21 protein-coding genes and 1 other RNA gene are annotated in these 25,872 nt (G+C 66.7%); 9 read left to right on the top strand and 13 right to left on the bottom strand.

Going from position 1 to position 25,872, the window contains the following annotated elements:
• Nucleotides 1-196 precede the first annotated feature (196 nt).
• The 9 genes from ACP26O_RS04870 to gyrA all read right to left on the bottom strand — a co-directional run bounded on the left by ACP26O_RS04870 (nucleotide 197) and on the right by gyrA (nucleotide 11,177).
• Complete coding sequence (locus ACP26O_RS04870; protein ID WP_006750752.1) at nucleotides 197-520, bottom strand: integration host factor subunit beta; 324 nt, start codon at nucleotides 518-520, stop codon at nucleotides 197-199.
• 22 nt (nucleotides 521-542) lie between these two features.
• Nucleotides 543-2,255 (bottom strand): 30S ribosomal protein S1, encoded by a 1,713-nt coding sequence (gene rpsA / locus ACP26O_RS04865; RefSeq protein ID WP_034176254.1) that lies wholly within the window; start codon nucleotides 2,253-2,255, stop codon nucleotides 543-545.
• Nucleotides 2,256-2,398: 143 nt separating this feature from the next.
• A complete protein-coding gene (cmk, locus tag ACP26O_RS04860; RefSeq protein ID WP_006750754.1) occupies nucleotides 2,399-3,085 on the bottom strand; it encodes a (d)CMP kinase in 687 nt (228 codons plus the stop codon).
• A gap of 13 nt (nucleotides 3,086-3,098) precedes the next feature.
• Nucleotides 3,099-4,403, bottom strand: coding sequence for a 3-phosphoshikimate 1-carboxyvinyltransferase (gene aroA, locus ACP26O_RS04855; protein ID WP_105833411.1), 1,305 nt, complete (start codon nucleotides 4,401-4,403; stop codon nucleotides 3,099-3,101).
• A 13-nt stretch (nucleotides 4,404-4,416) separates the two neighbouring features.
• Nucleotides 4,417-5,343, bottom strand: a complete 927-nt coding sequence (locus ACP26O_RS04850) for a prephenate dehydrogenase (protein ID WP_175664064.1) — start codon at nucleotides 5,341-5,343, stop codon at nucleotides 4,417-4,419.
• 186 nt (nucleotides 5,344-5,529) lie between these two features.
• Nucleotides 5,530-6,612 (bottom strand): prephenate dehydratase, encoded by a 1,083-nt coding sequence (gene pheA, locus ACP26O_RS04845; protein WP_011656277.1) that lies wholly within the window; start codon nucleotides 6,610-6,612, stop codon nucleotides 5,530-5,532.
• A gap of 34 nt (nucleotides 6,613-6,646) precedes the next feature.
• Nucleotides 6,647-7,729, bottom strand: coding sequence for a 3-phosphoserine/phosphohydroxythreonine transaminase (serC, locus tag ACP26O_RS04840; protein WP_175664065.1), 1,083 nt, complete (start codon nucleotides 7,727-7,729; stop codon nucleotides 6,647-6,649).
• A 161-nt stretch (nucleotides 7,730-7,890) separates the two neighbouring features.
• Nucleotides 7,891-8,490, bottom strand: coding sequence for a DUF2059 domain-containing protein (locus tag ACP26O_RS04835; RefSeq protein WP_006750759.1), 600 nt, complete (start codon nucleotides 8,488-8,490; stop codon nucleotides 7,891-7,893).
• Nucleotides 8,491-8,573: 83 nt separating this feature from the next.
• The gene (gene gyrA / locus ACP26O_RS04830; RefSeq protein ID WP_011656274.1) at nucleotides 8,574-11,177 is read right to left on the bottom strand and encodes a DNA gyrase subunit A; all 2,604 of its coding nucleotides are present in this window, start codon (nucleotides 11,175-11,177) and stop codon (nucleotides 8,574-8,576) included.
• 536 nt (nucleotides 11,178-11,713) lie between these two features.
• On the opposite strand from gyrA, the gene ompA reads away from it, so the two are divergent.
• The 4 genes from ompA to ssrA all read left to right on the top strand — a co-directional run bounded on the left by ompA (nucleotide 11,714) and on the right by ssrA (nucleotide 14,352).
• Nucleotides 11,714-12,382, top strand: coding sequence for an outer membrane protein OmpA (gene ompA / locus ACP26O_RS04825; RefSeq protein ID WP_006750761.1), 669 nt, complete (start codon nucleotides 11,714-11,716; stop codon nucleotides 12,380-12,382).
• A 154-nt stretch (nucleotides 12,383-12,536) separates the two neighbouring features.
• A complete protein-coding gene (ubiG, locus tag ACP26O_RS04820) occupies nucleotides 12,537-13,235 on the top strand; it encodes a bifunctional 2-polyprenyl-6-hydroxyphenol methylase/3-demethylubiquinol 3-O-methyltransferase UbiG (protein ID WP_011656273.1) in 699 nt (232 codons plus the stop codon).
• 13 nt (nucleotides 13,236-13,248) lie between these two features.
• Nucleotides 13,249-13,965 (top strand): phosphoglycolate phosphatase, encoded by a 717-nt coding sequence (gene gph, locus ACP26O_RS04815; RefSeq protein ID WP_175661010.1) that lies wholly within the window; start codon nucleotides 13,249-13,251, stop codon nucleotides 13,963-13,965.
• Nucleotides 13,966-13,982: 17 nt separating this feature from the next.
• Nucleotides 13,983-14,352: a transfer-messenger RNA gene (gene ssrA / locus ACP26O_RS04810) on the top strand.
• Between the two features lie 240 nt (nucleotides 14,353-14,592).
• Here the strand turns inward: ssrA and ACP26O_RS04805 are convergent.
• From ACP26O_RS04805 to ACP26O_RS04795, 3 genes are all read right to left on the bottom strand, one after another.
• Entirely contained in the window at nucleotides 14,593-14,946 is a 354-nt protein-coding gene (locus tag ACP26O_RS04805; RefSeq protein WP_011656259.1) for a DUF4148 domain-containing protein, read from the bottom strand.
• A 324-nt stretch (nucleotides 14,947-15,270) separates the two neighbouring features.
• Nucleotides 15,271-15,540, bottom strand: coding sequence for a hypothetical protein (locus ACP26O_RS04800; RefSeq protein ID WP_012363336.1), 270 nt, complete (start codon nucleotides 15,538-15,540; stop codon nucleotides 15,271-15,273).
• Between the two features lie 100 nt (nucleotides 15,541-15,640).
• Nucleotides 15,641-16,747, bottom strand: a complete 1,107-nt coding sequence (locus tag ACP26O_RS04795) for a substrate-binding domain-containing protein (protein WP_426356297.1) — start codon at nucleotides 16,745-16,747, stop codon at nucleotides 15,641-15,643.
• 131 nt (nucleotides 16,748-16,878) lie between these two features.
• Here ACP26O_RS04795 and ACP26O_RS04790 point away from each other — a divergent pair, with 131 nt between their 5' ends.
• From ACP26O_RS04790 to ACP26O_RS04775, 4 genes are read left to right on the top strand one after another with little or no spacing between them, the layout of a single operon-like run.
• Nucleotides 16,879-17,379, top strand: a complete 501-nt coding sequence (locus ACP26O_RS04790) for an NAD(P)H-dependent oxidoreductase subunit E (protein ID WP_175656080.1) — start codon at nucleotides 16,879-16,881, stop codon at nucleotides 17,377-17,379.
• Nucleotides 17,376-18,953, top strand: a complete 1,578-nt coding sequence (locus ACP26O_RS04785) for a formate dehydrogenase beta subunit (protein ID WP_175664066.1) — start codon at nucleotides 17,376-17,378, stop codon at nucleotides 18,951-18,953. Before ACP26O_RS04790 ends, ACP26O_RS04785 begins: the two co-directional genes overlap by 4 nt.
• Nucleotides 18,954-18,970: 17 nt before the next feature.
• Entirely contained in the window at nucleotides 18,971-21,922 is a 2,952-nt protein-coding gene (gene fdhF, locus ACP26O_RS04780) for a formate dehydrogenase subunit alpha (protein WP_175664067.1), read from the top strand.
• A 7-nt stretch (nucleotides 21,923-21,929) separates the two neighbouring features.
• Complete coding sequence (locus ACP26O_RS04775) at nucleotides 21,930-22,181, top strand: formate dehydrogenase subunit delta (protein WP_006750770.1); 252 nt, start codon at nucleotides 21,930-21,932, stop codon at nucleotides 22,179-22,181.
• Between the two features lie 8 nt (nucleotides 22,182-22,189).
• Here the strand turns inward: ACP26O_RS04775 and ACP26O_RS04770 are convergent, their stop codons facing one another.
• Nucleotides 22,190-23,842, bottom strand: coding sequence for an FAD-dependent monooxygenase (locus ACP26O_RS04770; protein ID WP_175664068.1), 1,653 nt, complete (start codon nucleotides 23,840-23,842; stop codon nucleotides 22,190-22,192).
• A 130-nt stretch (nucleotides 23,843-23,972) separates the two neighbouring features.
• Between ACP26O_RS04770 and ACP26O_RS04765 the strand changes: the two genes are divergently transcribed.
• The gene (locus ACP26O_RS04765; protein WP_425100713.1) at nucleotides 23,973-25,811 is read left to right on the top strand and encodes a tetratricopeptide repeat protein; all 1,839 of its coding nucleotides are present in this window, start codon (nucleotides 23,973-23,975) and stop codon (nucleotides 25,809-25,811) included.
• Nucleotides 25,812-25,872 lie beyond the last annotated feature (61 nt).

Genomic DNA, 25,872 nt, shown 5'->3' with positions numbered 1-25,872 from the left:
GTTGAGGTTTGCCGTGACGCGCGACTCCCCTTCGCGACGCCGAATCGACCCGTATTGTAAAGGAAGCGTTTCCGCGTCACCGCACATCCTGCGGATGCGCGTTGCCACACGGCCGCCGAAAACGAAAAAAGCGCCCGCTAGGGGCGCTTTTTTCTTCAGCCTTCGCCGGACAGGTTCCGGGCAAGCCGAACGACGCTCAACGCTCGTCGTCCGGATCATCAGCTTTCAGCGGCTCGCCGGCGCGACCGTCGACGCGTTCGCGCAATTCCTTGCCGGGCTTGAAGTGAGGCACGAACTTCTCGGGCACCTGCACTTTCTCCCCCGACTTCGGGTTGCGTCCGACGCGCGCCGGGCGACGGTTGAGGCCGAAGCTGCCGAAACCCCGAATTTCGATGCGATGCCCTTTCGACAGGGCGTCGGACATCGCATCGAGCATCGTTTTCACCGCGAAATCCGCATCCTTGAGGACAAGTTGCGGAAATCGCAGTGCCAGCTGCGCGACCAACTCGGATTTGGTCATACTTCAGCAGACCTCGTGAGGCTTACTGGTTCTGGCCGTCGAGCTTCGCCTTCAGCAGCGCGCCGAGGTTGGTCGTACCGGTCGCGGCAGCGCTCGAATCGGACTGCAGGCCGCGGATCGCTTCCTGTTGTTCAGCCGAATCCTTCGCCTTGATCGACAGGTTGATGCCACGCGACTTGCGATCGATGTTGATCACCATCGCGTTGACCTTGTCGCCTTCCTTCAGCACGTTGCGTGCGTCTTCGACGCGATCCTGCGAGATTTCCGATGCGCGCAGGTAGCCTTCGATGTCGCCCGTCAGCGTAATGACAGCGCCCTTCGCATCGACCGACTTCACCACGCCGTCGACGATCGAGCCCTTGTCGTTCATTGCAACGTAGTTGCTGAACGGGTCGCCTTCGAGCTGCTTGATGCCGAGCGAAATACGCTCCTTCTCGACGTCGATACCGAGCACGATTGCTTCGACTTCGTCGCCCTTCTTGTACTTGCGAACGGCTTCTTCGCCGGCTTCGCTCCACGACAGGTCCGACAGGTGGACCAGGCCGTCGATGCCGCCCGGCAGACCGATGAACACGCCGAAGTCGGTGATCGACTTGATTGCGCCCGTGATCTTGTCGCCCTTCTTGAAGTTGCGGCTGAAGTCATCCCACGGATTCGGCTTGCACTGCTTCATGCCGAGGCTGATACGACGACGGTCTTCGTCGATCTCGAGGACCATGACTTCGACTTCGTCGCCCAGCTGGACAACCTTCGACGGAGCAACGTTCTTGTTGGTCCAGTCCATTTCCGACACGTGGACGAGGCCTTCGATGCCCGATTCCACTTCGACGAATGCGCCGTAGTCGGTGATGTTCGTGACCTTGCCGAACAGGCGCGTGCCCGACGGGTAACGGCGCGAGATGCCTTCCCACGGATCGTCGCCCAGTTGCTTGATGCCCAGCGAGACGCGGTTCTTCTCTTGGTCGAACTTGAGGATCTTCGCGGTGACTTCCTGGCCAACCGACAGGACTTCGCTCGGGTGACGCACACGACGCCATGCGATGTCGGTGATGTGCAGCAGGCCGTCGATGCCGCCGAGGTCGACGAACGCGCCGTAGTCGGTGATGTTCTTGACCACGCCGTTGACGATCGCGCCTTCCTTCAGCGTCTCGAGCAGCTTCGCGCGCTCTTCGCCTTGGGTTGCTTCGATCACTGCACGACGCGACAGCACGACGTTGTTACGCTTGCGATCGAGCTTGATCACGCGGAACTCGAGCGTCTTGCCTTCGTACGGGGTCGTGTCCTTGACCGGACGCGTGTCGACCAGCGAACCCGGCAGGAACGCGCGGATGCCGTTGACCATCACGGTCATGCCGCCCTTCACCTTGCCGGTGATCGTGCCGGTGACGAGTTCGTTGTTGTCGAGGGCCTTTTCCAGCGACAGCCACGATGCAAGGCGCTTCGCCTTGTCGCGCGACAGGATCGTGTCGCCGTAGCCGTTTTCGAGTGCGTCGATCGCGACGGACACGAAATCGCCCGACTGCACCTCAACCTCGCCCTGATCGTTCAGGAATTCCTCGATCGGAATGTAAGCCTCGGACTTCAGGCCTGCATTGACGACCACGAAGTTGTGGTCGACGCGCACGACTTCGGCGGAAATCACTTCGCCGGCGCGCATGTCTTGACGGGTCAGCGACTCTTCGAACAGAGCCGCAAAGGATTCGGTATTCGGGGTGGAGGTTTGCAGGTCGGACATAAAAATCTGATTGTGCATGGATCGCTGTGCGCCACGCCGGCCGAAATGGCAGGCTGAAAGGGCCAGATCGAATTCCACACGGGGTTAAGGGTTCGAAACACGCTTCGCGCTCCAGCGCGAAGCACCTACAACCACCCGCCTTTTCAGGCGGGCTGGCCAAGCGCCCGGTACCACTGCAGCACCTGGTCGACAGCTTCATCGACCGAAAGCGCCGACGTATCGAGCAGCTCGGCATCTGCCGCGGGCTTCAGTGGCGCCGCTGCGCGATTGCTGTCGCGCGCGTCACGTTCACGAAGATCCCGGAGCAAGTCATCTATATTAGCAGAAAAACCTTTTTGCATCAATTGCTTATGCCGTCTGGCCGCGCGTGCCTCGGCGCTGGCCGTCAGGAACACCTTCAGCACGGCGTCCGGGAAGATCACGGTGCCCATGTCGCGCCCGTCGGCGACGAGGCCCGGCGTCTTGCGGAACGCGCGCTGGCGCGCGACGAGCGCGGAACGCACCGGCCCGTGCACGGCAATCGCCGACGCGCGGTTTCCGACCGCTTCGGCGCGAATGTCGTTCGACACGTCGACGCCGTCGAGCTGCGCGCAGCCCTCGCGGAACGTGATGTGAAGATCGTCGATCAGCTTCACAAGGGCATCGATGTCCTCCGCCGCGATGCCGTAGCGCACGCTCGCGAGCGCCGCGAGACGGTACAGCGCGCCGCTGTCGAGCAGGTGGAAACCAAGATGCGCGGCGACGAGCGCCGCGACGGTCCCCTTGCCGGAAGCGGTCGGGCCGTCGATCGTGATGACGGGGGTCGGGTGAAAGGGTCGGGTCGATTTCATCGGGTGAGTCGGGTCAGGCTTTGGCGAGCGCGGCGAAGCGGTCGAAATAGTCGGGGAACGTCTTGCCGACGCACTTCGGATCGTTGATCCGCACGGGCACGCCGCCCAGGCTGACGAGCGAGAAGCACATCGCCATGCGGTGATCGTCGTACGTGTCGATCGCGGCATTCGGCGTGAGCCGTTGCGGCGGCGTGACGACCAGATAGTCGGCACCTTCCTCGACGATCGCGCCGACCTTGCGCAGCTCGGTCGCCATCGCCGCGATGCGGTCGGTTTCCTTCACGCGCCAGCTCGCGATATTGCGCAGCGTGCTCGTGCCGCTCGCGAACAGTGCCGCGACCGCGATGGTCATCGCCGCGTCGGGAATCAGGTTGAAGTCCATGTCGATCGGATCGAGCTTGCCGTGGTCGTGGCCGATGCCGCGCACCTCGATCCAGTCGTCGCCCATCGACACGTTCGCCCCCATCTGCATCAGCGCATTCGCGAAGCCGACGTCGCCCTGGATGCTCGCGCGCCCCACGCCCTCGACGCGCAGCGGACCGCCGCCGAGCGCGCCGGCCGCGAGGAAGTACGAGGCCGACGACGCATCGCCCTCGACCATGATGCGGCCCGGCGACCGGTAGCGGACGCCGGCCGGCACGACGAAGCGCTGCCAGCCGTCGCGCTCGACGGTCACGCCGAAGCGCTCCATCAGCCGGATCGTGATGTCGATGTACGGCTTCGAGATCAGCTCGCCGTCGATTTCGACGACGGTCCTGCCATCCTTCGCCTTCACGAGCGGCAGCGTCATCAGTAGCGCGGTGAGGAACTGGCTCGACACGTCGCCGCGCACGCGGATCGGCGCGTCGACCGAGATCGTCCCGGGCTTGATCCGCAGCGGCGGAAAGCCTTCGTTCTGCTCGTAGTCGATCTGCGCGCCGATCTGGCGCAGGCCGTCGACGAGGTCGCCGATCGGCCGTTCGTGCATGCGCGGCACGCCGTGCACGCGATAGTCGCCGCCGTTGATCGCGAGCGCCGCCGTCAACGGCCGCACTGCCGTGCCCGCATTGCCGAGGAACAGGTCGGCAGTCTTCGCGGTGAACGCGCCGCGCGTGCCGGTGACGACACAGGTGTCGCCGTCGCGCGCGAGCTTCACGCCGAGCTTGCCGAGCGCATCGAGCATCACGCGCGTGTCGTCGGAATCCAGCAGGTTGGTGATCGTCGTGTCGCCTTCGGCAAGCGCCGCGAGCAGCAGCACGCGGTTCGAGATGCTCTTCGAGCCGGGCAGCCGCACGGTGCCCGAAGCGCTGGAATACGGGCCGAGATCGAGATAGTCCATGGGAATCGTCCTGTTATTTCTTGACCGGTTCGGCAGCGGGCTGCGCGCCGCGCTCCTGCCATGCCTTGCGTGCGGCGCGCGAGCGCGTGAACACGGCTTCGAGCGCCGCGCCGTCGCCGGCGTCGATCGCAGCACGCAGCCGTGCGAGCACGCGCGTGTAGCCGTCGAGCTCGTCGAGCAGCGCCGCGCGATTCGCGACGCACACGTCGCGCCACATTTCCGGACTCGACGCCGCGATCCGCGTGAAATCGCGAAAGCCGCCCGCCGCATACGAGAATTTCAGTTCGGCATCCGCCTCGCCGAGAATCTGCTCGACGAGCGCGAACGACAGCACGTGCGGCAGATGACTGATCGACGCGAACACGCGATCGTGCTGCTCGGTACTCATCGTGCGCACGTCGGCGCCGGTCGCCCGCCACATCGCGTCGATCCGCGCGACCGATGCGGGCGCGTTCTCCGGCAGCGGGCACAGCACGACGTTGCGGCCGACGTAGAGATCCGGCAGCGCGGCTTCGACGCCACTCGACTCGCGCCCGGCGATCGGATGCCCCGGCACGAACTGCGCGATCCGCGCACCGAGCGCTGCGCGCGCGGCCGCGACGACATCGGACTTCGTGCTGCCCGCGTCGGTGACGATCGTCGCGGCGTCGAGCCACGGCGCGATGCGCGCGAGCAGCGGGCCCGTTTGCGCGACGGGGGCGGCCAGCAGCACGAGATCGGCGCCGGCCAGTGCGTCGCGCAGTTGCGCGTCGTCGTCGAGCGCCGCCGCGCGGTCGATCACGCCGAGTGCCAGCGCGCGGTCGACCGACGCACGCGACCGGCCGACGCCGATGACTTCACCCGCGCCGCCCGGCGCGCGCTCGCGCAGTGCGCGCGCCAGCGATCCGCCGATCAGGCCGACGCCGAAAATGACCAGTTTGTTGAATGCAAAGCCTGACACGACAAGAGCCAAGTGACGCGCGCGGAACGACGCCCCGCGCACGGAAGTCCAGATCCCGGGCAACGGGCCCGCACCCGGCGCGCCCTGCACCGGATACCGCCCGAGCCCGCCTTCGGCAGTGCCACCCGGCCTGCCCTGCCCGCTGCACCCGCCGCCCGCGCGGTGCGGGTGACGGGCCGCCGCGCGTCAGCGCGCGCGCGGATACGAACCGAGTATCTTCAGGAACGCGGCCTTCTGGCCGAGCTCCGCGAGCGCGGCGGCCACCGCCGCTTCGTCCCGGTGCCCTTCGATGTCGATGTAGAAGTAATACTCCCACGTGCCGACGCGCGCCGGACGCGACTCGAAGCGCGTCATCGACACGCCGTGCCGCGCGAGCGGTTCGAGCAGCTTGAACACGGCGCCCGGCTCGTTCTTCACCGACACGATCAGCGACGTCTGGTCATGGCCGCTCTGCCCGGCCGGCTCCTTGCCGATGATCACGAAGCGCGTGCGGTTGTGCGGATCGTCCTGGATCAGCGAGAACGCGATCTGCAGCCCGTAGTGCGCGGCCGCGCGATCGCCCGCGATGGCCGCGACGCTCGGGTCGGCCGCCGCGAGGCGCGCGGCCTCCGCGTTGCTCGACACCGCTTGCCGCTCGAGCTGCGGCGCATTCGCGGCAAGCCACTGCTGGCATTGCGCGAGCGCCTGCGCATGCGCGCAGACGCGCGTCACGCCGTCGAGCGTGCCGCTCTGCGTGAGCAGGTTGTGATGGATCGGCAGCGCGAGCTCGCCGCTGATCAGCAACTGGGTTTGCAGCAGCAGATCGAGCGTGCGCGAAACCGCGCCTTCGGTCGAATTCTCGACGGGCGCGATGCCGAATGCGGCCGCACCGGCCTCGACCGAGCGGAACACCTCGTCGATCGACGGACACGGCAGCCCTTCGATCGACTGGCCGAAATACTCGAACATCGCCTGTTCGCTGTACGTGCCGACCGGCCCGAGGAATGCGACGTGGATCGTCTGCTCGAGCGCGCGGCTCGCGGCCATGATCTCGCGCCAGATGGCGCTGATGTGCTCGCCCGCGAGCGGCCCCGCGCTCATGTCCTGCAGGCGCGCGATCACTTGCAGCTCGCGCTCCGGCCGAAACACCGGCGCGTTGAAATGCTTCTTGACCTCGCCTACCTCGAGCGCCACCGCGGCGCGCTGGTTGAGGAGCGCGATCAGCTGCGCGTCGATCGCATCGATGCGGTCGCGCAGCGGTTTCAGGCGGGAATTCAGTTCGTCGTCCATGCGTAGTTGCCGTGCTGTTTGAACAGCGTCGCGCTCAGGCGCCGCGCTGTTCGAAGTCCTTCATGTACTCGACGAGCGCCTTCACGCCCTCGAGCGGCACCGCGTTGTAGATCGACGCCCGCATGCCGCCGACGGACTTGTGGCCCTTCAGCTGCAGCAGCCCGCGCGCCTTTGCGCCGGCAAGGAAGTCTTCATTGCGCGTTTCGTCGGCCAGGAAAAAGGGCACGTTCATGCGCGAACGCACCGCCGGCTCGACCTTGTTCAGGTAGAAGCCGCTCGCATCGATCGTGTCGTAGAGCAGCTTCGCCTTCTCGGTATTGCGGGCCTCGATCGCCTCGAGGCCACCCTGCCGCTTCAGCCACTGGAACACGAGGCCCGCGATGTAGATCGCATAGGTGGGCGGCGTGTTGTACAGCGAGTTGTTCGCGGCGACGGTCTTCCATTCGAATGCGGACGGGCAGATCGACAGCGCGCGATCGAGCAGATCCTCGCGAACGATCACGACCGTCACGCCGGCCATCCCGATGTTCTTCTGCGCGCCGCCGAACAGCACGCCGTACTTCGCGACGTCCATCGGGCGCGACAGGATGTGCGACGACACGTCCGCGACGAGCGGGATGTCGCCGAGGTCGGGAATCTCGAACGTCTCGACGCCGTCGATCGTCTCGTTCGTGCACAGATGCACGTACGCCGGATCGTCCGACAGTTGCCACTCGGCGCGGGCGGGCGCGCGCGTGAAACCGTCGGCCGTCTTGCCCGATGCGGCCAGATGCGGCGTGCCGTATTTCTTCGCTTCGTTGAACGACTTCTGCGACCACGAGCCCGTCACGACGAAGTCGGCGGTCTTGCGCGAACCGAGCAGGTTCATCGGCACGATCGCGTTCTCGGCAATGCCGCCGCCCTGCAGGAACAGGATCCGGTGGCTGGCCGGCACATCGAGCAGCTCGCGCAGGTCGGCCAGCGCCGCCTCGTGGATCGACATGAATTCCTTGCCGCGATGGCTCATCTCCATCACGCTCATGCCGCTGCCGTGCCAGTCGAGCATTTCGTCGGCGGCCTGCCGCAGCACTTCCTCGGGCAGCGCCGCAGGACCGGCGGAGAAATTAAAGACGCGCATCGTGAAAACCTCGGGAGGGACGCGACCGGCTTGCCGCCGGCAGTAAGAACCGCGCCAGAAAAGGAATGGCCGCTTGCGCTCGCGCGCAAACGGCCATTATCGCACTGTCATCAGGCTCCCGCCAAACCCGGCCGAATGGCCGGGCGGCGTGCCCGGACGGCTTACTTGCCCGGCTTGACTGCCGCGACTTCCTTGTCAGCCTGCGCGCGCGTCGCCTGGATCGCTTGCGGCATGTACTTCTGCATCAGGCCATTGACCACGTCGCGACCGACCTGATCCTGAACCTGGATGAACTTGCGGCCCGTCGGGCTCTTGTAGAACGTCGTCAGATCCTTGATCTCCGACGTGCTGTAGTACTTCGCGTAGGCGTCGTACTGAGCCGACATCGCGTCGCTCTGGAACTGCTGCGTGCCGAACACCTTGCCTGCGCCGTCAACCAGCTTCGGCACCGCGTTCTTCTGCAGCGACGGCACGGCCGCCTGCTTCTGCTTGTCGTTCAGCGACTTGTTTTCCGACAGCGCGTCCGACAGGATCGCCGGCACGAGCTGCTTCGCCTGCATTTCGGCGCTGTTGCCGATAGCCGACACGAGCTTCGGCGCGTCGATCGCGTCGAGCAGATCCTTGATCGCAGCCTTCTTGTCGGCGTCGATCGGCGCAGCTGCCGCGGTCGCAGCCGGTGCGGAATTCGACAGCGCTTGCGCCATCGCGAACGTCGGCACCAGTGCAGCCAGCAGAACCAGTTGCTTGAATTGCTTTTGCATCATCACTCCCTTTTGGAAATATGAATGGTTGCTCGCCGACCGCGGCGCGTAGCGCCCGCGGCGGCTCGAGTCTCATCCGTTATTCAGGCTTCGCCGTCCGACGCCTCGTCGGCCTCGCCTTCGCCCTCTTCGGCTTCCGCGACCTGCTGCAGGCCGGAGAGCTTGGTACCCTCATCGAGACTGATGAGTGTAACACCTTGCGTAGCGCGCCCCATCTCGCGTATCTCGGAAACGCGGGTACGAATCAACACGCCGGCAGTCGTGATCAGCATGATCTGATCCTCGGCGTCGACGAGCGTCGCGGCCACGACCTTGCCGTTGCGCTCGGACGTCTGGATCGCGATCATCCCCTTCGTGCCGCGGCCGTGACGCGTGTACTCGGCGATCGGCGTGCGCTTGCCATAGCCGTTCTCGGTCGCGGTGAGCACGGTCTGCTCCTCGCTGCCGGCGACCAGCAGCGCGATGACCTGCTGGCCGTCTTCGAGCTGCATGCCGCGCACGCCGCGCGCCTCGCGCCCCATCGGGCGCACGTCGTTCTCGTCGAAGCGCACGGCCTTGCCGGAGTCGGAGAACAGCATCACGTCGTGCGCGCCGTCGGTGATCGACGCGCCGATCAGGTAGTCGCCCTCGTCGAGGCCGACCGCGATGATGCCCTTCTTCATCGGGCGGCTGAATGCCTCGAGCGGCGTCTTCTTCACGGTGCCGAGCGACGTCGCCATGAACACGAACTTGTCGGCCGAGAATTCCTTGACCGGCAGCACGACGTTGATCTTCTCGCCTTCCTGCAGCGGGAACATGTTGACGATCGGGCGGCCGCGCGAGTTGCGCGAGCCCTGCGGCACTTCATAGACCTTGACCCAGTACACGCGGCCGCGGTTCGAGAAGCACAGGATGTAATCGTGCGTGTTCGCGATGAACAGCGTCTCGATCCAGTCGTCTTCCTTCATCTGCGTCGCCTGCTTGCCGCGACCGCCGCGCTTCTGCGCGCGATACTCGGACAGCGGCTGCGACTTCACGTAGCCCGCGTGCGACATCGTGACGACCATGTCCTGCGGCGTGATCAGGTCTTCCGTATTCAGTTCGGTCGCGTTCAGCTCGATGCGCGAGCGGCGTGCGTCGCCGAATTCGGCCTTCACCGACGTCAGCTCGTCGCCGATCATCGTCGTGATCCGCTCCGGGCGCGCGAGGATGTCCAGCAGGTCGGCGATCTGTGCCATCACTTCACGGTACTCGCCGATGATCTTGTCCTGCTCGAGACCGGTCAGGCGTTGCAGACGCATCTGCAGGATTTCCTGCGCCTGCGTGTCGGACAGACGGTAGAGCCCGTCGGTCTGCATCCCGAACGCGGGGTTCAGGCCTTCCGGACGATACGCGGAGCGGCCGCCCGCCGACGCGTTCTCGGTCTCGGCGCGCGTGAGCATCTCGCGCACGAGCGACGAATCCCACGGCTTCGCCATCAGTTCCTGCTTCGCGATCGGCGGCGTCGGCGCGGCCTTGATGATCGCGATGAACTCGTCGATGTTCGCGAGCGCGACCGCCAGACCTTCGAGCACGTGGCCGCGTTCGCGGGCCTTGCGCAGTTCGTAGATCGTGCGGCGCGTCAGCACTTCGCGTCGGTGCGACAGGAAGCACTGCAGGATTTCCTTCAGGTTCAGCAGCTTCGGCTGGCCGTCGACCAGCGCGACCATGTTCATGCCGAACGTGTCCTGCAGCTGCGTCGCCTTGTACAGGTTGTTCAGCACGACTTCCGGCACTTCGCCGCGCTTGAGCTCGATCACGACGCGCATGCCGCTCTTGTCGGACTCGTCGCGGATGTCGGAGATGCCCTCGAGCTTCTTCTCGTTGACGAGCTCGGCGATCCGCTCGAGCAGCGAGCGCTTGTTCACCTGGTACGGCAGCTCGTCGACGATGATCGCCATCCGCTGGCCGCGGTCGATCTCCTCGAAGTGCGTGGTGGCGCGCATCACGACGCGGCCGCGGCCGGTGCGATAGCCGTCGCGCACGCCGGCGACGCCGTAGATGATGCCGGCCGTCGGGAAGTCCGGGGCCGGAATGATCTCGATCAGCTCGTCGATCGTCGCTTCGGAATTGTTCAGCAGGTGCTGACAAGCGTCGACGACTTCGTTCAGGTTGTGCGGCGGGATGTTGGTCGCCATGCCGACCGCGATGCCCGACGAGCCGTTGATCAGCAGGTTCGGAATGCGCGACGGCAGGACCGCCGGCTGCATTTCGTTGCCGTCGTAGTTCGGCTCGAAGTCGACCGTTTCCTTGTCGATGTCGGCGAGCAGCTCGTGACCGATCTTCGCCATGCGAATTTCGGTGTAACGCATCGCCGCGGCATTGTCGCCGTCGATCGAGCCGAAGTTGCCCTGCCCGTCGATCAGCATGTAGCGCAGCGAGAAGTCCTGCGCCATCCGGACGATCGTGTCGTACACCGCGGTATCGCCGTGCGGGTGATACTTACCGATCACGTCACCGACGATACGCGCCGATTTCTTGTACGCGCGGTTCCAGTCGTTGTTCAGTTCGTGCATCGCGAACAGTACGCGCCGGTGCACGGGCTTCAGGCCATCGCGGACATCCGGAAGGGCACGTCCGACGATCACGCTCATCGCGTAATCGAGATACGAACGGCGCATTTCCTCCTCAAGGGAGGTGGGCAGGGTCTCTTTGGCGAATTGATCCATGTATCCGTATCGTTTCGGAGCGAAGACGGCGACCGCCTTTCGCGTGGGCGCTGCATGCGCAACGCAACGCGAGATTCTAACATGCGCCCATCAGCCGCCAGTTCGCCACCCCCTCTATATGTAAACAGCAAGAAACGTCGTCAAGGGCGGGCCACCCCGCCCCGCCCTGATCGCGCCCCTTCACTGCCCTGCGCGGCCGCTCGAATCAATGACGCGCACGCGAGTAAACATATGCAGCCTTTCGCGCAATTTCGCCGACCCGCTCTTGACAATCCCTAAAACTTACGGCAGGCCGGTGTTGCGCATGCACCACAAACGTTGAGGCGATCTTGGGGTGGGGAGGATTTTTTTTCGTAGGAAGGGAACGATATGGCAAAATGCCAACGCACTGGAAGTTAGACGCTGCTCGAAGTCTACACAGAGCGGTGCCGCGTTTTTTGTGCCGCACCAATGTTATACTTCGAGCAATGTATGACTTGTCACCGTCAACAGGCTCGCAGTAAACCTGCGGTAATCTCAATTTCGAGAGGAGAAATATGAATAAACTTTCAAAGCTCGCGTTCATTGCAGCTACCGCAGTTATGGCTGCATCCGCTTCGGCACAGTCGGTGCCGGCGTCGCGTCAAGCCGTCAACGACAACTGGGTGAACGGCACGGGCGAATGGGTGTGGATGAACGGCACGAACGAGCTCTGCTGGCGTGACGCGTTCTGGACGCCGGCCACCGCCAACGCAAAGTGCGATGGCGCACTGGTCGCCCAGGCACCGCAGCCGCCGGTCGCTCCGGTCGCTCCGGCCATCTCGAGCCAGAAGATCACGTACCAAGCCGACGCACTGTTCGACTTCGACAAGGCAACGCTCAAGCCGCTGGGCAAGCAGAAGCTGGACGAACTGGCTTCGAAGATCCAGGGCATGAACACGGAAGTGGTCGTCGCAACGGGCTACACGGACCGCATCGGTTCGGACAAGTACAACGACCGTCTGTCGCTGCGCCGTGCGCAAGCAGTCAAGTCGTACCTGGTCAGCAAGGGTGTCCCGGCCAACAAGATCTACACGGAAGGCAAGGGCAAGCGCAACCCGGTCACGACGGGCTGCAACCAGAAGAACCGCAAGCAACTGATCGCCTGCCTCGCACCGGATCGCCGCGTGGAAGTGGAAGTGGTCGGTACGCAAGAAGTCCAGAAGACGACCGTTCCGGCGCAGTAAGCCACGGTTTTCGACTGCTTCAAAGCCCCGCTCCGGCGGGGCTTTTTCGTTGCCGCCCGTCCACGTGCTCGTCGCTTCGCCGCTCGCCCGCATCTTATATACTCGGGGCTGACGCACCGTTGCACCGCCCTCCTCCCGTAGCCCGTTTGCCGACATGACCAACGCCGATCCGCACGAACTCCAGAAATTCAGCGACCTCGCCCATCGGTGGTGGGATCCGAATGCCGAATTCAAGCCCTTGCACGAGCTGAACCCGGTCCGGCTCGGCTGGATCGATGCGCATGCGCACCTGGCCGGCAAGCGCGCGCTCGATATCGGTTGCGGCGGCGGCATCCTGTCCGAATCGATGGCCGGGCTCGGCGCGCAGGTCAAAGGCATCGACCTGTCGACCGAGGCGCTCGGCGTCGCGGATCTGCACAGCCTGGAAAGCGGCGTCACGGTCGACTACGAGGCGATCGCCGCCGAAGCGCTCGCCGAACGCGAGCCGGGCACCTACGACGTCGTCACGTGCATGGAGATGCTCGAGCACGTGCCGTCGCCGGCCGGCATCGTCTCTGCGTGCGCCACGCTCGTCAAACCGGGCGGCTGGGTGTTCTTCTCGACGCTGAACCGCAACCTGAAGTCGTACCTGTTCGCGGTGATCGGCGCGGAATACATCGCACGAATGCTGCCGAAGGGCACCCACGACTACGCGCGCTTCATCCGGCCGTCGGAACTGGCGAGCTTCGTGCGCGGCACCGATCTGCACATCGTGGAGATCAAGGGCATTACCTATCACCCGATCGGCAAGCGCTTCGCGCTGTCGAACGACACCGACATCAACTACCTCGTCGCGTGCCGCCGCGGCGCGTGACCTTCCAACCGGCATGACGACTCCCCTTTCGACCGGGCGGGCCGCGCTCGACGAGCCGCGCCTGCTGCACTGCGCTGCGGTGCTGTTCGACCTCGATGGCACGCTCGCGGATACGGCGCCCGATCTCGCCGCAGCCGTCAACAAGATGCAGCGCGTGCGCGGCCTGCCTGAAACACCGCTCGACGTGCTGCGTCCGCTGGCATCGGCCGGTGCGCGCGGCCTGCTCGGCGGCGCGTTCGGCATCGACCCGCAATCGCCCGGCTACGACGCGATGCGCGACGAGTTCCTGGCCAATTACGCGACGGACATCTGCGTGCACACGACGCTGTTCCCCGGCATCGGCGACGTGCTCGACGAACTCGATACACGCGGCGTGCGCTGGGGCATCGTCACGAACAAGGTGATGCGCCTCACCGCACCGCTCGCCGACCTGCTTGGGCTGGCGCGACGCGCGGCCTGCATCGTCGGGGGCGACACAACGCCGCACTCGAAACCGCATCCGGCCCCGCTGCTGCATGCGGCCGAACAAATGACGCTCGCGCCGGAACGCATCGTCTACGTGGGCGACGATCTTCGCGACATCCAGGCCGGCAGCGCGGCGGGCATGGCGACGGTCGCGGCCGCCTATGGTTATTGCGGCGACGGCGCCGCCCCGGGCGACTGGCAGGCGCAGCATCTCGTCGGCTCGACGCAGGAACTACGCGAACTGCTGCGCGATGTTGGGCTATAATGATCGATCTGATCCGCGGGGGCGACCTGGTTTCGACAGGGGTTGTGAAGCGGCTAGGGCATGTCGAGGACCCGTCACCTCGTTAATCAATGGGAAAATCGTAACTGCAAACGACGATACGTTCGCACTGGCAGCCTAACGGCCGCCGTCCTCTGCCTAGTTCACTGACGGGCTAGTGTCGCAAGACCGGTAGCAATACCGCCAGAGGTCATTTACGTCAGTTAAGCCCTGTCGGCGTCGCGACGCCAGGGTCGAAAATCTAGCGAATCGCCGTAGTGCAGCGTGTTCGTCCGCGTCGCTGCGGTTAAATCAAATGACTGAACTAAACATGTAGAACTAGTCGTGGAGCGCTTCTGGACGCGGGTTCGATTCCCGCCGCCTCCACCAAATTCCGCGCTTGACGCACAAACCCCGCACGACGCGAGTCTGCGGGGTTTTTTGTCGCCGGCGAAACCGTACGTCCCGCGCGTTACCGAAAAAGCGCCCAGCCCCGGGCGGGCCGGGCGGAATGCCGCCGGTATGCCGGCGGCAGGAGGTAACGGATGCTCGGTACCGCCGGGCACCGCGGCGGGCGCGCAACGTGTCGTCGTTGCGCCGCCCGCGCAGCGTCATCCGGTGATGCTCCGCTTAGCTGCCGCGATACAGCGACTTCATTTCTTCGGCGCTGGCCGGACGCACGCCGATCGCACGCGAGCCCGATGCCGATGCGCCCTGCGCTTGTGCGCCATAGCCGCTGGCATCGGCGCCTTGCGCCTGGGCAAGCGCGCTGCGTTGCTGCTCGGCGACGCGCGCAGTGGCTGCCTGGATGGCTTCCGGATAGTGCGGATCTTCGCCGCGGGCGGTGTTGTAACCGGCCTGCTGGAGCTGAACCAGTTCGGCGCGAACTTGTGCGCGGGTGAGTGCCGAGCCGGGCTGCGCGAACGACACGACCGGGGCGACGAGAGCGGCAGCAACGACAACGGCTTGAACGAGCGACTTCATGATGACCTACCTCCAGATTTGTCTGATTTCGCGGTGAACACCCGTTCATCGCTGACAGATCGAAGTTTATGTAGGCGCGTGCTTAAGAATAAGGCAGGTTTCAGGAAGACATCCTTCCTGGATTCAGGGTTAACCCTAGATCTATGAATTCGACATTCGGCCGCTCCGGCGCCGGATGCTCAGGCTCGACCACAACGTACGTGCCGCAAAAAACACGGCCCCGCGAAGCAGCAAGCTTCGCGGGGCCCGGAGACAACCGCCCGATCTCATGCGGTTATCGGCAACGCGCTCGCGGCGGCAGCGATGCCGCACGCCGGCGCGAGCTTACTGGGTGTCGAGCGGGCACTTCAGGTTGCAGCCGTTCGGGTCACCCAGATCGCCCTTGCGGCGCAACGCCGACTTCTTGCCGTTCTGGTATTTCTGCGACGGTGCTGACGCTGCGAACGGCATCTGCGGATGCTCGGCCAGGCGGAACTGTTCGCTCAGGATCCCGCCGGGCACGCCGGGAGAATTCTGCGCAAACGCAAACGGCGAAACAGCGACCAGAAGCCCCGCGGTCAACGCTGCCGCGGCAAGGGGAACGGAAAATTTCATGGCGGGATGACGCCTGAACGGCGTGCTTGTTGGAACGTTGATCAAGCGGCAAGCGTAGCGCAAATCCCCCGCTGCTGCAGCGCGCTTCGCACGCTTGCCGTTACCGTGCGTTGCCGCCCGGCCCACCCGCGTCGGCCGTGCCCGCGAGCCCGGCCGCGATGCCGGTCAGCGTCCCGCATGCGGCCGGGTCGTAGCCGTCGAGATGCGCGACGCGCTCGACGAAGCGCGCATCGCGCAGCAAGGCCAGCACGCCGGCGAGCGGATGCGAATCGAGCCGCGCGCGTTCGCACGCGAAGTAGTAGTCCTCGTCGACGACCGGGATGAAATCGAGCCCGAAATGATGGGCGGCCGGCTCGACGCCGAAGCCGAGATCGGCCATCCCGCTCGCGACGAATGCGGCGATCGCCGAGTGCGTGAGTTCGGCGGACGCATAGCCGTCGATACGCTCGGGATCGATGCCGATCGCGCGCAGCGCGAGATCGAGCAGCATGCGCGTGCCCGACCCCGGCTGCCGGTTCACGAAGCGGATGTCGTTGCGCGCGAGATCGGCGAGCCCGCGGATCTGCTTCGGGTTGCCGCGCGGCACGAACAGCCCCTGCTGGCGACGGGTCAGATGAATCAGCACGTGGCGCGTGTCGTCGAGCCACGGCCGGTAGATCTGCGCGCACTGCTCGCGAAACGCGCCGCGCGGCAGATGGAACCCGGCCAGCTCGCATTCGCCGCGCGCGAGCGCCTGCACGGCCTCGACGCTCTCGCGATACTTGATGTCGACGGCTGCCTGCGCATCGACGAGCGCGGAAACGAGCGCCGCGACCGCGTAGCCGTGCGATGCATGGATGCGCACGGCGCCGTCGCGTTGCGCGAGCCGCCGGTTCAGGTCGCTCGCCACCTCGGCCGCCAGCGTGCGCAGGTTCCCGTCGAGACGGCTGCGCGCGAGGCGCTGCGCGTCGACGACCGCCTGCCCCAGTTCCGACAGCGTCGATCCCTTGCCGCGCGCGGTTTCGATCAGCTCGCCGCCGACGCACGACTCCAGCGCCCGCAGCAGCCCCCACGCGTGCCGATACGACAGCCCTTTCGCCTGCGCGGCCTGCGCGATGCTGCCCGTCTCAGCCACGAGCTCGAGCAAAGGCGCGACGTCCGACAGGCTCGCGGTGCGGCCCTCCGTGTCGCGTACGGTCAGATACGCGTCGCATTCAATTCGAATCAATTATGCACTCCGATTTCCTATTGCGACTGCGAAATCTTCCGCTTATCGTTGGGGAAAATCAATCAGTACGAAGTCCTGCTGCGCACTATATGCATTCCCAGCGCATATGAGACTTTGGAGGAGCATAAGCGATGTCCCCGAATTCCCCTGCGCCCGACGTGCTCGTCGAGCGCCATGCGCGCGCCGGCCGCTCGCTCGTCGCGATCCTGCACGCGATCCAGGACGACGCCGGCTACGTGCCGGCCGGCTGCGTCGCGCCGCTCGCGAAGGCACTGAACCTGTCGCGCGCGGAAGTGCACGGCGTGCTCACCTACTATCACCACTTCCGCACCGCGCCGCCCGCGCGCGTGACGATCCAGATGTGCCGCGCCGAGGCGTGCCGCAGCATGGGCTGCGAAACGCTGGCGGCGCACGCGGAAGCGCGCACGGGCTGCCGGTTCGACGCCGCGCACGGCGATGGCGCCACTGCGCACGCGCCGGGCGACGTCGCACTCGAATCGGTCTACTGCCTCGGGCTGTGCGCACAATCGCCGTCGATGACGGTCAACGGCGTGCTGCACGCGAAGGTCACGCCCGAGAAGTTCGACGCGCTGCTCGCCGACGCGGCCGCCCACACCCCGGAGGCCGCATGACGACCCGCATCTACGTTCCGCGCGACTCGTCCGCACTGGCGCTCGGCGCCGACGCCCTAGCCGCCGCGATCGTCGCGGAAGCCGAGCGGCGCGGCGTCGCGATCGAACTGGTCCGCAACGGTACGCGCGGCTTGCTGTGGCTCGAGCCGCTCGTCGAGGTCGGCACGGCCGCCGGGCGCGTCGGCTACGCGAACCTGTCGGCCGCCGACGTGCCCGCGCTGTTCGACGCGAACTGGCTCGACGGCGGCACGCATCCGAGCGGCGTCGGCCTCGTCGATGCGCTGCCCTATCTCGCGCGCCAGCAGCGCCTCACGTTCGCGCGCATCGGCCTGACCGATCCGCTGTCGATCGACGACTACCTGAAGCACGACGGCCTCGCCGGCCTGAAGAACGCGCTCGCGCTCGACGGCGACGCCGCGTGCGAGACGCTGATCGAATCGGGGCTGCGCGGCCGCGGCGGCGCGGCCTTCCCGGCCGGCATCAAGTGGCGCACGGTCCGGCAGGCCAGCGCGACGCAGAAGTACATCGTCTGCAACGCGGACGAAGGCGATTCGGGCACGTTCTCCGATCGCCTGATCATGGAAAGCGATCCGTACTGCCTGATCGAAGGGATGATCATCGCGGGCATCGCGACGGGCGCGACGCTCGGCTACATCTACGTGCGCAGCGAATATCCGCACGCGATCGCGGCACTCGAAACCGCGATCGTGCGCGCCCGTGAAGCCGGCTGGCTCGGCGAGCACGTGCTCGGCTCCGCGCATGCGTTCGACCTGCACGTCGCGAAGGGCGCCGGTTCGTACGTGTGCGGCGAGGAAACGGCGCTGCTCGAATCGCTCGAAGGCAAGCGCGGCGTCGTGCGCGCGAAGCCGCCGCTGCCGGCGCTCGCCGGCCTGTTCGGCCAGCCGACCGTGATCAACAACGTGATCACGCTCGCGACCGCGCCGGTGATCTTCGCGCGCGGCGCCGCGTTCTATCGCGACTACGGGATGGGCCGCTCGCGCGGCACGCTGCCGTTCCAGCTCGCGGGCAACATCCGCCACGGCGGGCTCGTCGAGCTCGCGTTCGGCGTCACGCTGCGCGAGCTGCTGTTCGACTACGGCGGCGGCACGGCAAGCGGCCGGCCCGCGCGCGCCGCCCAGGTCGGCGGCCCGCTCGGCACCTATCTGCCCGAACACCAGTGGGACGTGCCGCTCGACTACGAGGCCTATACGGCCATCGGCGCGGTCGTCGGCCACGGCGGCATCGTGCTGCACGACGACACGTCGAATCTCGCGGAGCTCGCCGAATACGCGATGAAGTTCTGCGCGATCGAATCGTGCGGCAAGTGCACGCCGTGCCGGATCGGATCGACGCGCGGCGTCGAGACGATCGCACGCATTCGCGAAGGCGACACGTCGGAGCGCCAGGTCACGCTGCTGCGCGACCTGTGCGACACGATGCTCGCCGGCTCGCTGTGCGCAATGGGCGGGATGACACCGTACCCGGTGCTGTCCGCGCTCGATCATTTCCCCGAAGATTTCGGGCTCGCCGCCGGCAAGCAAGCCGCGTCGGGTCCGGTCAAGGCTGCGGCCTGACCCAGAAGGAGCCCTGCATGTCCCTCGACACGAACAACGTCCGCCAAGGCGGCTGCGGCTCAGGCCAATGCGCGTGCAAGAGCGCCGCCCAGGCGCGCGCCTTCGATCCGTTCGACGACACCGACTACGGCACGCCGCAACGGCATGCCGATACCGACGTCACGCTCGAAATCGACGGCCAGCCGGTGACGGTGCCGGCCGGCACATCGGTGATGCGCGCCGCGATCGAGGCCGGCGTCAATGTGCCCAAGCTCTGCGCGACCGATTCGCTCGAACCGTTCGGCTCGTGCCGTCTGTGCCTCGTCGAAATCGAAGGCCGGCGCGGCTATCCGGCATCGTGCACGACGCCCGCCGAAGCCGGGATGAAGGTGCGCACGCAGTCGGACCGGCTGCAGTCGCTGCGCCGCAACGTGATGGAGCTGTACATCTCCGATCACCCGCTCGACTGCCTCACCTGCCCTGCCAACGGCGACTGCGAGCTGCAGGACATGGCGGGCGTCGTCGGCTTGCGCGAAGTGCGCTACGGCTTCGACGGCGCGAATCACCTGCGCGAGCAGAAGGACGAATCGAATCCGTACTTCACGTACGATCCGTCGAAGTGCATCGTCTGCAACCGCTGCGTGCGTGCGTGCGAGGAAACCCAAGGCACGTTCGCGCTGACGATCGCCGCGCGCGGCTTCGAATCGCGCGTCGCCGCCGGCGAAAGCGAATCGTTCATGGACTCGGAATGCGTATCGTGCGGCGCGTGCGTCGCCGCCTGCCCGACCGCCACGCTGCAGGAAAAATCCGTTGTCAGGCTCGGCCAGGCCGAGCACTCGGTCGTCACGACCTGCGCGTACTGCGGCGTCGGCTGCTCGTTCAAGGCCGAGATGAAGGGCACGCAGGTCGTGCGCATGACGCCGCACAAGAACGGCCTCGCGAACGAAGGCCACGCGTGCGTGAAGGGACGCTTCGCATGGGGCTACGCGACCCACAAGGATCGCATCACGAAGCCGATGATCCGCGAGAGGATCACCGACCCGTGGCGCGAAGTCAGCTGGGACGAGGCGCTCACCTACGCGGCGACGCAATTCCGCAAGCTGCAGCAGAAGTACGGCCGCGATTCGATCGGCGGCATCACGTCGTCGCGCTGCACGAACGAGGAAACCTACCTCGTGCAGAAGCTCGTGCGCGCCGCCTTCGGCAACAACAACGTCGACACCTGTGCGCGCGTGTGCCATTCGCCGACCGGCTATGGCCTGAAGGCGACGCTCGGCGAATCGGCCGGCACGCAAACCTTCGCGTCGGTCGACCACGCCGACGTGATCGTCGTGATGGGCGCGAACCCGACCGACGGCCACCCGGTGTTCGGCTCGCGCCTGAAGCGGCGCATCCGCGAAGGCGCGAAGCTGATCGTGATCGATCCGCGCCGCATCGACGTGGTCGACGGCCCGCACGTGAAGGCCGCGCACCACCTGCAGCTGCGCCCCGGCACCAACGTCGCGATCGTCAACGCGCTCGCGCATGTGATCGTCACCGAAGGGCTCGTCGCCGACGCGTTCGTCGCCGAGCGCTGCGAAGCGCGCGCATTCGAGCAATGGCGCGACTTCGTGTCGCGTGCCGAGAACTCGCCCGAAGCGACCGCCGATGTGACGGGCGTGCCGGCCAACGTGGTGCGCGAAGCCGCGCGGCTCTATGCGACCGGCGGCAACGCCGCGATCTACTACGGCCTCGGCGTGACCGAACACGCGCAAGGCTCGACGACGGTGATGGGCATCGCGAACCTCGCGATGGCGACCGGCAACATCGGCCGCGAAGGCGTCGGCGTCAATCCGCTGCGCGGCCAGAACAACGTGCAGGGCTCGTGCGACATGGGCTCGTTCCCGCATGAACTGCCCGGCTACCGCCACATCGGCGACGACAGCGTGCGCGCACTGTTCGAACAGGCATGGTCGGCCACGCTGCAACCGGAACCGGGGCTGCGCATCCCGAACATGTTCGACGCGGCGCTCGACGGCAGCTTCAAGGGGCTCTACTGCCAGGGCGAGGACATCGTCCAGTCGGACCCGAACACGCAGCACGTCGCCGCCGCGCTGTCGTCGATGGAATGCGTCGTCGTGCAGGACATCTTCCTGAACGAGACCGCGAAATACGCGCACGTGCTGCTGCCGGGCTCGACGTTCCTCGAGAAGGACGGCACGTTCACGAACGCGGAGCGCCGCATCTCGCGCGTGCGCAAGGTGATGCCGCCGCTCGCGGGCTACGCGGACTGGGAAGTGACGCTGCTGCTGTCGCAGGCGCTCGGCTACGACATGCACTACACGCATCCGTCGGAAATCATGGACGAGATCGCGCGGCTCACGCCGACCTTCTCGGGCGTGTCGTACGCGAAGCTCGACGCGCTCGGCAGTATCCAGTGGCCGTGCAACGACCAGGCGCCGGACGGCACGCCGACGATGCACATCGACGCGTTCGTGCGTGGCAAGGGCCGCTTCGTGATCACGCAGTTCATTCCGACGCCGGAAAAGGTCACGCAGCGCTATCCGCTGATCCTGACCACGGGCCGCATCCTGTCGCAATACAACGTCGGCGCGCAGACGCGCCGGACCGAGAACGTCCAGTGGCACGAAGAGGACCGCCTCGAGATCCATCCGCACGACGCGGAAGATCGCGGGATCCGGACTGGCGACTGGGTCGGCATCGAATCGCGGGCGGGCCAGACGGTGTTGCGCGCGCTCGTGTCCGATCGCATGCAGCCGGGGGTCGTGTACACGACGTTCCACTTCCCCGAATCGGGCGCGAACGTGATCACGACGGACAGTTCCGACTGGGCGACGAACTGCCCCGAATACAAGGTCACGGCCGTGCAGGTGATGCCGGTCGCGCAGCCGTCCGACTGGCAGCGTGCGTACGCGCGCTTCAACTCGGAGCAGCTCGACCTGCTCGAGCGCCGTGCAGCCGCGCCGGCCGCCGTGACGACGGGCAAGTGAGGACGCGATGGACAACGGACACCTGATCGACATGGCCAACCAGATCGGCGCTTTCTTCGAATCGATGCCCGATCGCGAAGAAGCGCTGACCGGAATCGCCGAGCATATCCGGCGCTTCTGGGAACCGCGGATGCGTCGTGCGTTGCTCGCCGCGCTCGACGACCCGTCGAGCGAAGCCGCCCAACGCGCGGCGCCGATCGTGCTCGCCGCGATCGCCGCGCACCGCGCGTCGCTCGTGCCGGCCGCAGTCTCCGCCTGAGCGCCCCGCTACGCGGGCAGCGACATGCCCGCGAACCAGCTTTCGCAGTGGCGCAGCAGCGCGTTCGCGTCGGTGGCCGTACGGCCGCGCGCCGCGATGTAACCATCGGGCCGCAGCAGATAGAACGACGGCCGCGAGCGGCCGTATGCCTGCGCAAGCCCGTCCTCGCCGTCGCTTTCGGCATCGGCGACGCGCCACGTCCGCACCGCGCCCGGCATGATCCGTTCCAGCCCCTGCGCGAGCGCCCGCGCATCCGCGGGCATTGGCGGCACGTCGTTCGCATCGCCCGCTTCGACGGCTGCCGGCTCCTCGAGCAACAGCAGCGTGAAGCTCGCCGGGTCGTGCAGGTCGTATAGCCGCGCGGTGCCGGGTGCCCGGCCGAGCGGCCCGTCGACCACATGTACGAGCGCGTCCGGCGCACGCTCGCCGGCGCGCGGCCCGCCGTCGAGCACGCGCTCGAGCGTGAGCGGGCTTTTCCGGTATTGCACGCCAAGCTCGCTGACGGTGCGCCGCACCGCGTCGCGCACCGGCCCGAACGTCGCCAGCAGCGGCACGACATGATCGCGCAGCAGCTTCATCGCACCGTGATCGGCTTCGACGATCTGCGTGACGAGCCCCGTCTGCCGCAATACGTCACGCTCGATCGGATGGCGCTCCGCGTGATACGTGTCGAGCAGCCGCTCCGGCGTGCCGCCGCCAAGCACGCGTGCGAGCTTCCAGCCGAGATTGAACGCTTCCTGCATGCCCGTGTTCATGCCCTGCGCGCCTGCCGGGCTGTGAACGTGCGCGGCGTCGCCCGCGAAGAACACGCGCCCGTGACGCAGCCGGGCGACCATCCGGCTATGCAGGCGGAAATACGACGACCACGCGAGGTCGCTCGGCGCGATCGACGCACCGACGCGGGCGCGCACGATCGCCTCGCATTGCGCGAGCGACGGTGGCGGTGCATCGGGAGATGCATCGCCAGGCGGCCGGTCGGCGACGAGCCGGTAGCGGCCGCCGCCCATCGGGAACAGCCCCGCGATGCCGTCGGGCGTCGTGAACAGGTGGATCTCCTCTTCCGGCCAGTCGGGTATCGCCGAGAAATCGGCGAGCAGGAAGGTCTGCTCGAACGCTTGCCCGGCGAAGCCGAGGCCAAGCAGATGGCGCACCGTGCTGTGCGCGCCGTCGGCGGCGATCAGGTACGACGGCGCGAACGATTGTTCACGCCCGTCGGCGCCGCGGATCGTCACGTCGAGCGACGTGCCGCCCGCGTCGCACGCCGTGAGCGTGACGCCGCGTTCGACCGTCACGCCGAGGCCGGCCAGGTGCTCGGCGAGCAGCTGCTCGGTGATGCTCTGGTCGAGAAACAGCAGGTACGGATAGCGAGTTTGCAGCGGATCGAAATCGAGCCGCGCGATCACGCGGCCGCCCGCATGCAGCGCGGCCGCGTGCGCGCGATGCCCCAGCACGAGAAACGGTTCGACCGCGCGATGCTGCTCCAGCATTTCGAGCGTGCGCGCCTGGATGCCGATCGCACGCGAATACGGGGCGGGCGTGGTGAGCCGGTCGATGATGCGTACCGGCACGCGGGCACGCGCGAGACTCATTGCGGCGGCAAGGCCGGTCGGGCCTGCGCCGACGATCAGCACGGGCGGGATGTCGAGCAGTGTGTCAGCCATGAGCACCTCGATGACACGCGATCCTGCAAGTCTACGCCGCTCCGCGTGACGGGGCCATATGCCGACCGGCCAATCTGGGGCGCCCGCGCGCAGTGTGGGAAAATACGCGCTTTCCGCCAGTTTTCGCGTCATGGATTCCGCATTCGACCGAGCGTACGCCGCGCACCGCGCGGGCCGCCTCGCCGAGGCCGAGCACGGCTATCGTGCCGCGCTCGGCACCAATCCCGCCGACGCCGACGCGCTGCATCTGTTCGGCGTGCTGCGGCATCAGCAGGGCCAGCATGCCGAGGCAGCCGATCTCGTCGGGCGTGCGGTCGAATTGCGCCCGGGCGACGCCGCGCTGCAGCTCAATCTCGGCAACGCGCTGAAGGCGCTCGGCCGGCTCGACGAAGCGATCGAGCGGTTTCGCAACGCGCTGACGCTCGCGCCCGAATTCCCGCTCGCGCACTACAACCTCGGTAACGCGTACGCGGCGCTGCAGCGCCACGAAGATGCCGTCGACGCATTCGGCCGCGCACTTCGGCTCACGCCCGACGACGCGTCGATCCACAACAATCTCGGCAACGCGCTGAATGCGCTCGGCCGCCACGACGATGCGCTCGCCGCGTTCCATCGTGCACTCGAGCTGCGGCCCGGACATGCCGGCGCGCACAACAATCTCGCGATGGCGCTGAACGCGATGGGCCGGGCCGACGACGCGATCGCGCACTTCCAGGCGGCGATCGCCGCGCAGCCGCGCTTCGTCGCCGCGCACTTCAATCTCGGCAACACGTTCGAGGCGCTCGGCCGTCACGGCGAAGCCGCAGCGGCGTTCGAAGCCGCGCTCGCGCTGCACCCGCCGTTCCCGCTCGCCCTGTTCGGGCTCGCGAACGCGCTGTGCGCGCTCGGGCGCCAGCGCGAAGCGCTGCCCTACTACGAACGCGCGGTCGGCCTCGATCCGTCGTTCAGTCTCGCGTGGCTGAACCTCGGCAATGCGCATCACGCACTCGGCGCGCACGAAATGGCGCTACGCGCGTTCGACCAGGCGCTGCGCGTCGCGCCCGACCTGAAGCTCGCGCAACTGCACCGCGCGGTCACGCTGCTGACGCTGGGCGACTTCACACGCGGCCTGCCCGCGTACGAAACGCGTCACGACACGCCGGGCGCGACGCCGCTCGGCACACTGCCGCGCTGGCAAGGCGAGCCGATTGCGTCGCGCACGCTGCTGATCCGCGCGGAACAGGGCTTCGGCGACACGCTGCAGTTCGTCCGCTTCGTGCCGCTGGTCCGCGCACGCTGCGCGCGCGTCGTGCTCGAAGTGCAGCCAGAGCTCGTCGCGCTGCTCGCGCCGGCGGCGACGCGCTGGCGCGTGACGCTCGTCGCACAGGGTGCTGCGAAGCCGCCGGCGGCGGACATCGCGTGCACGCTGATGAGCCTGCCTTTCCTGCTCGGTCTGCAGCCGTCCGACATCGTCGCGGGCAAGCGTTACCTCGATGCGCCGGACAGCGCGCGCCGGCGCTTTCGCGGCTCGCTCGGCGGCCAGTCGAAGCGCAAGTTCGGCCTCGCGTGGTCGGGGCGCCGTCAGGCACAGGAAAACCGCTCGATGCCGTTCGACGCGCTCGCACCGCTGCTCGCGCTGCCGGACATCGACTGGGTCGTGCTGCAGCCCGCGCTCGACGAAGACGAACGGGCGCGCGTCGACGCGCATCCGCGCGTGCATCACCTCGACGGGCGGCTGAACGACTTCGCCGACACGGCCGCGCTGATCGAACGGCTCGACGGCGTCGTCACGATCGATACGGCCGTCGCGCATCTGGCGGGCGCGCTCGGCAAGCCGCTGTGGATCATGCTGCCGTTCGCGCCCGACTGGCGCTGGTTCACCGGCGACGACTGTCCGTGGTATCCGCACGCCAAGCTGGCCCGCCAGTCTGCACCGGGACAATGGCTCGACGTGGCGGCGACGGTCGCCGACGCGCTGCGCGCCGCGTGAATTCCGAACGCCGATGAGAAAAGGGAGCGCGGCGCGCTCCCTTGTTTCACCTGCCGTGGCG

Origin of the sequence: Burkholderia sp. R-40 (genome assembly GCF_049942845.1) — a bacterium.
GTDB lineage: Bacteria > Pseudomonadota > Gammaproteobacteria > Burkholderiales > Burkholderiaceae > Burkholderia > Burkholderia ambifaria.
Note: the sequence above shows the minus strand (reverse complement) of the source record. Positions and strands in the feature narration are given on the sequence as shown.

Coding starts and splice junctions, on each gene's coding strand:
- gph (WP_175661010.1), top strand. CDS start 13,249: ATGACGACTCCCCTTTCGACCGGGCGGGCCGCGCTCGACGAGCCGCGC.
- cmk (WP_006750754.1), bottom strand. CDS start 3,085: ATGAAATCGACCCGACCCTTTCACCCGACCCCCGTCATCACGATCGAC.
- rpsA (WP_034176254.1), bottom strand. CDS start 2,255: ATGTCCGACCTGCAAACCTCCACCCCGAATACCGAATCCTTTGCGGCT.
- ACP26O_RS04770 (WP_175664068.1), bottom strand. CDS start 23,842: ATGGCTGACACACTGCTCGACATCCCGCCCGTGCTGATCGTCGGCGCA.
- ubiG (WP_011656273.1), top strand. CDS start 12,537: ATGACCAACGCCGATCCGCACGAACTCCAGAAATTCAGCGACCTCGCC.
- aroA (WP_105833411.1), bottom strand. CDS start 4,403: ATGGACTATCTCGATCTCGGCCCGTATTCCAGCGCTTCGGGCACCGTG.
- ACP26O_RS04790 (WP_175656080.1), top strand. CDS start 16,879: ATGTCCCCGAATTCCCCTGCGCCCGACGTGCTCGTCGAGCGCCATGCG.
- ACP26O_RS04800 (WP_012363336.1), bottom strand. CDS start 15,540: ATGAAATTTTCCGTTCCCCTTGCCGCGGCAGCGTTGACCGCGGGGCTT.
- serC (WP_175664065.1), bottom strand. CDS start 7,729: ATGCGCGTCTTTAATTTCTCCGCCGGTCCTGCGGCGCTGCCCGAGGAA.
- ompA (WP_006750761.1), top strand. CDS start 11,714: ATGAATAAACTTTCAAAGCTCGCGTTCATTGCAGCTACCGCAGTTATG.
- ACP26O_RS04765 (WP_425100713.1), top strand. CDS start 23,973: ATGGATTCCGCATTCGACCGAGCGTACGCCGCGCACCGCGCGGGCCGC.
- ACP26O_RS04775 (WP_006750770.1), top strand. CDS start 21,930: ATGGACAACGGACACCTGATCGACATGGCCAACCAGATCGGCGCTTTC.
- gyrA (WP_011656274.1), bottom strand. CDS start 11,177: ATGGATCAATTCGCCAAAGAGACCCTGCCCACCTCCCTTGAGGAGGAA.
- ACP26O_RS04785 (WP_175664066.1), top strand. CDS start 17,376: ATGACGACCCGCATCTACGTTCCGCGCGACTCGTCCGCACTGGCGCTC.
- ACP26O_RS04805 (WP_011656259.1), bottom strand. CDS start 14,946: ATGAAGTCGCTCGTTCAAGCCGTTGTCGTTGCTGCCGCTCTCGTCGCC.
- pheA (WP_011656277.1), bottom strand. CDS start 6,612: ATGGACGACGAACTGAATTCCCGCCTGAAACCGCTGCGCGACCGCATC.
- ACP26O_RS04870 (WP_006750752.1), bottom strand. CDS start 520: ATGACCAAATCCGAGTTGGTCGCGCAGCTGGCACTGCGATTTCCGCAA.
- fdhF (WP_175664067.1), top strand. CDS start 18,971: ATGTCCCTCGACACGAACAACGTCCGCCAAGGCGGCTGCGGCTCAGGC.
- ACP26O_RS04835 (WP_006750759.1), bottom strand. CDS start 8,490: ATGCAAAAGCAATTCAAGCAACTGGTTCTGCTGGCTGCACTGGTGCCG.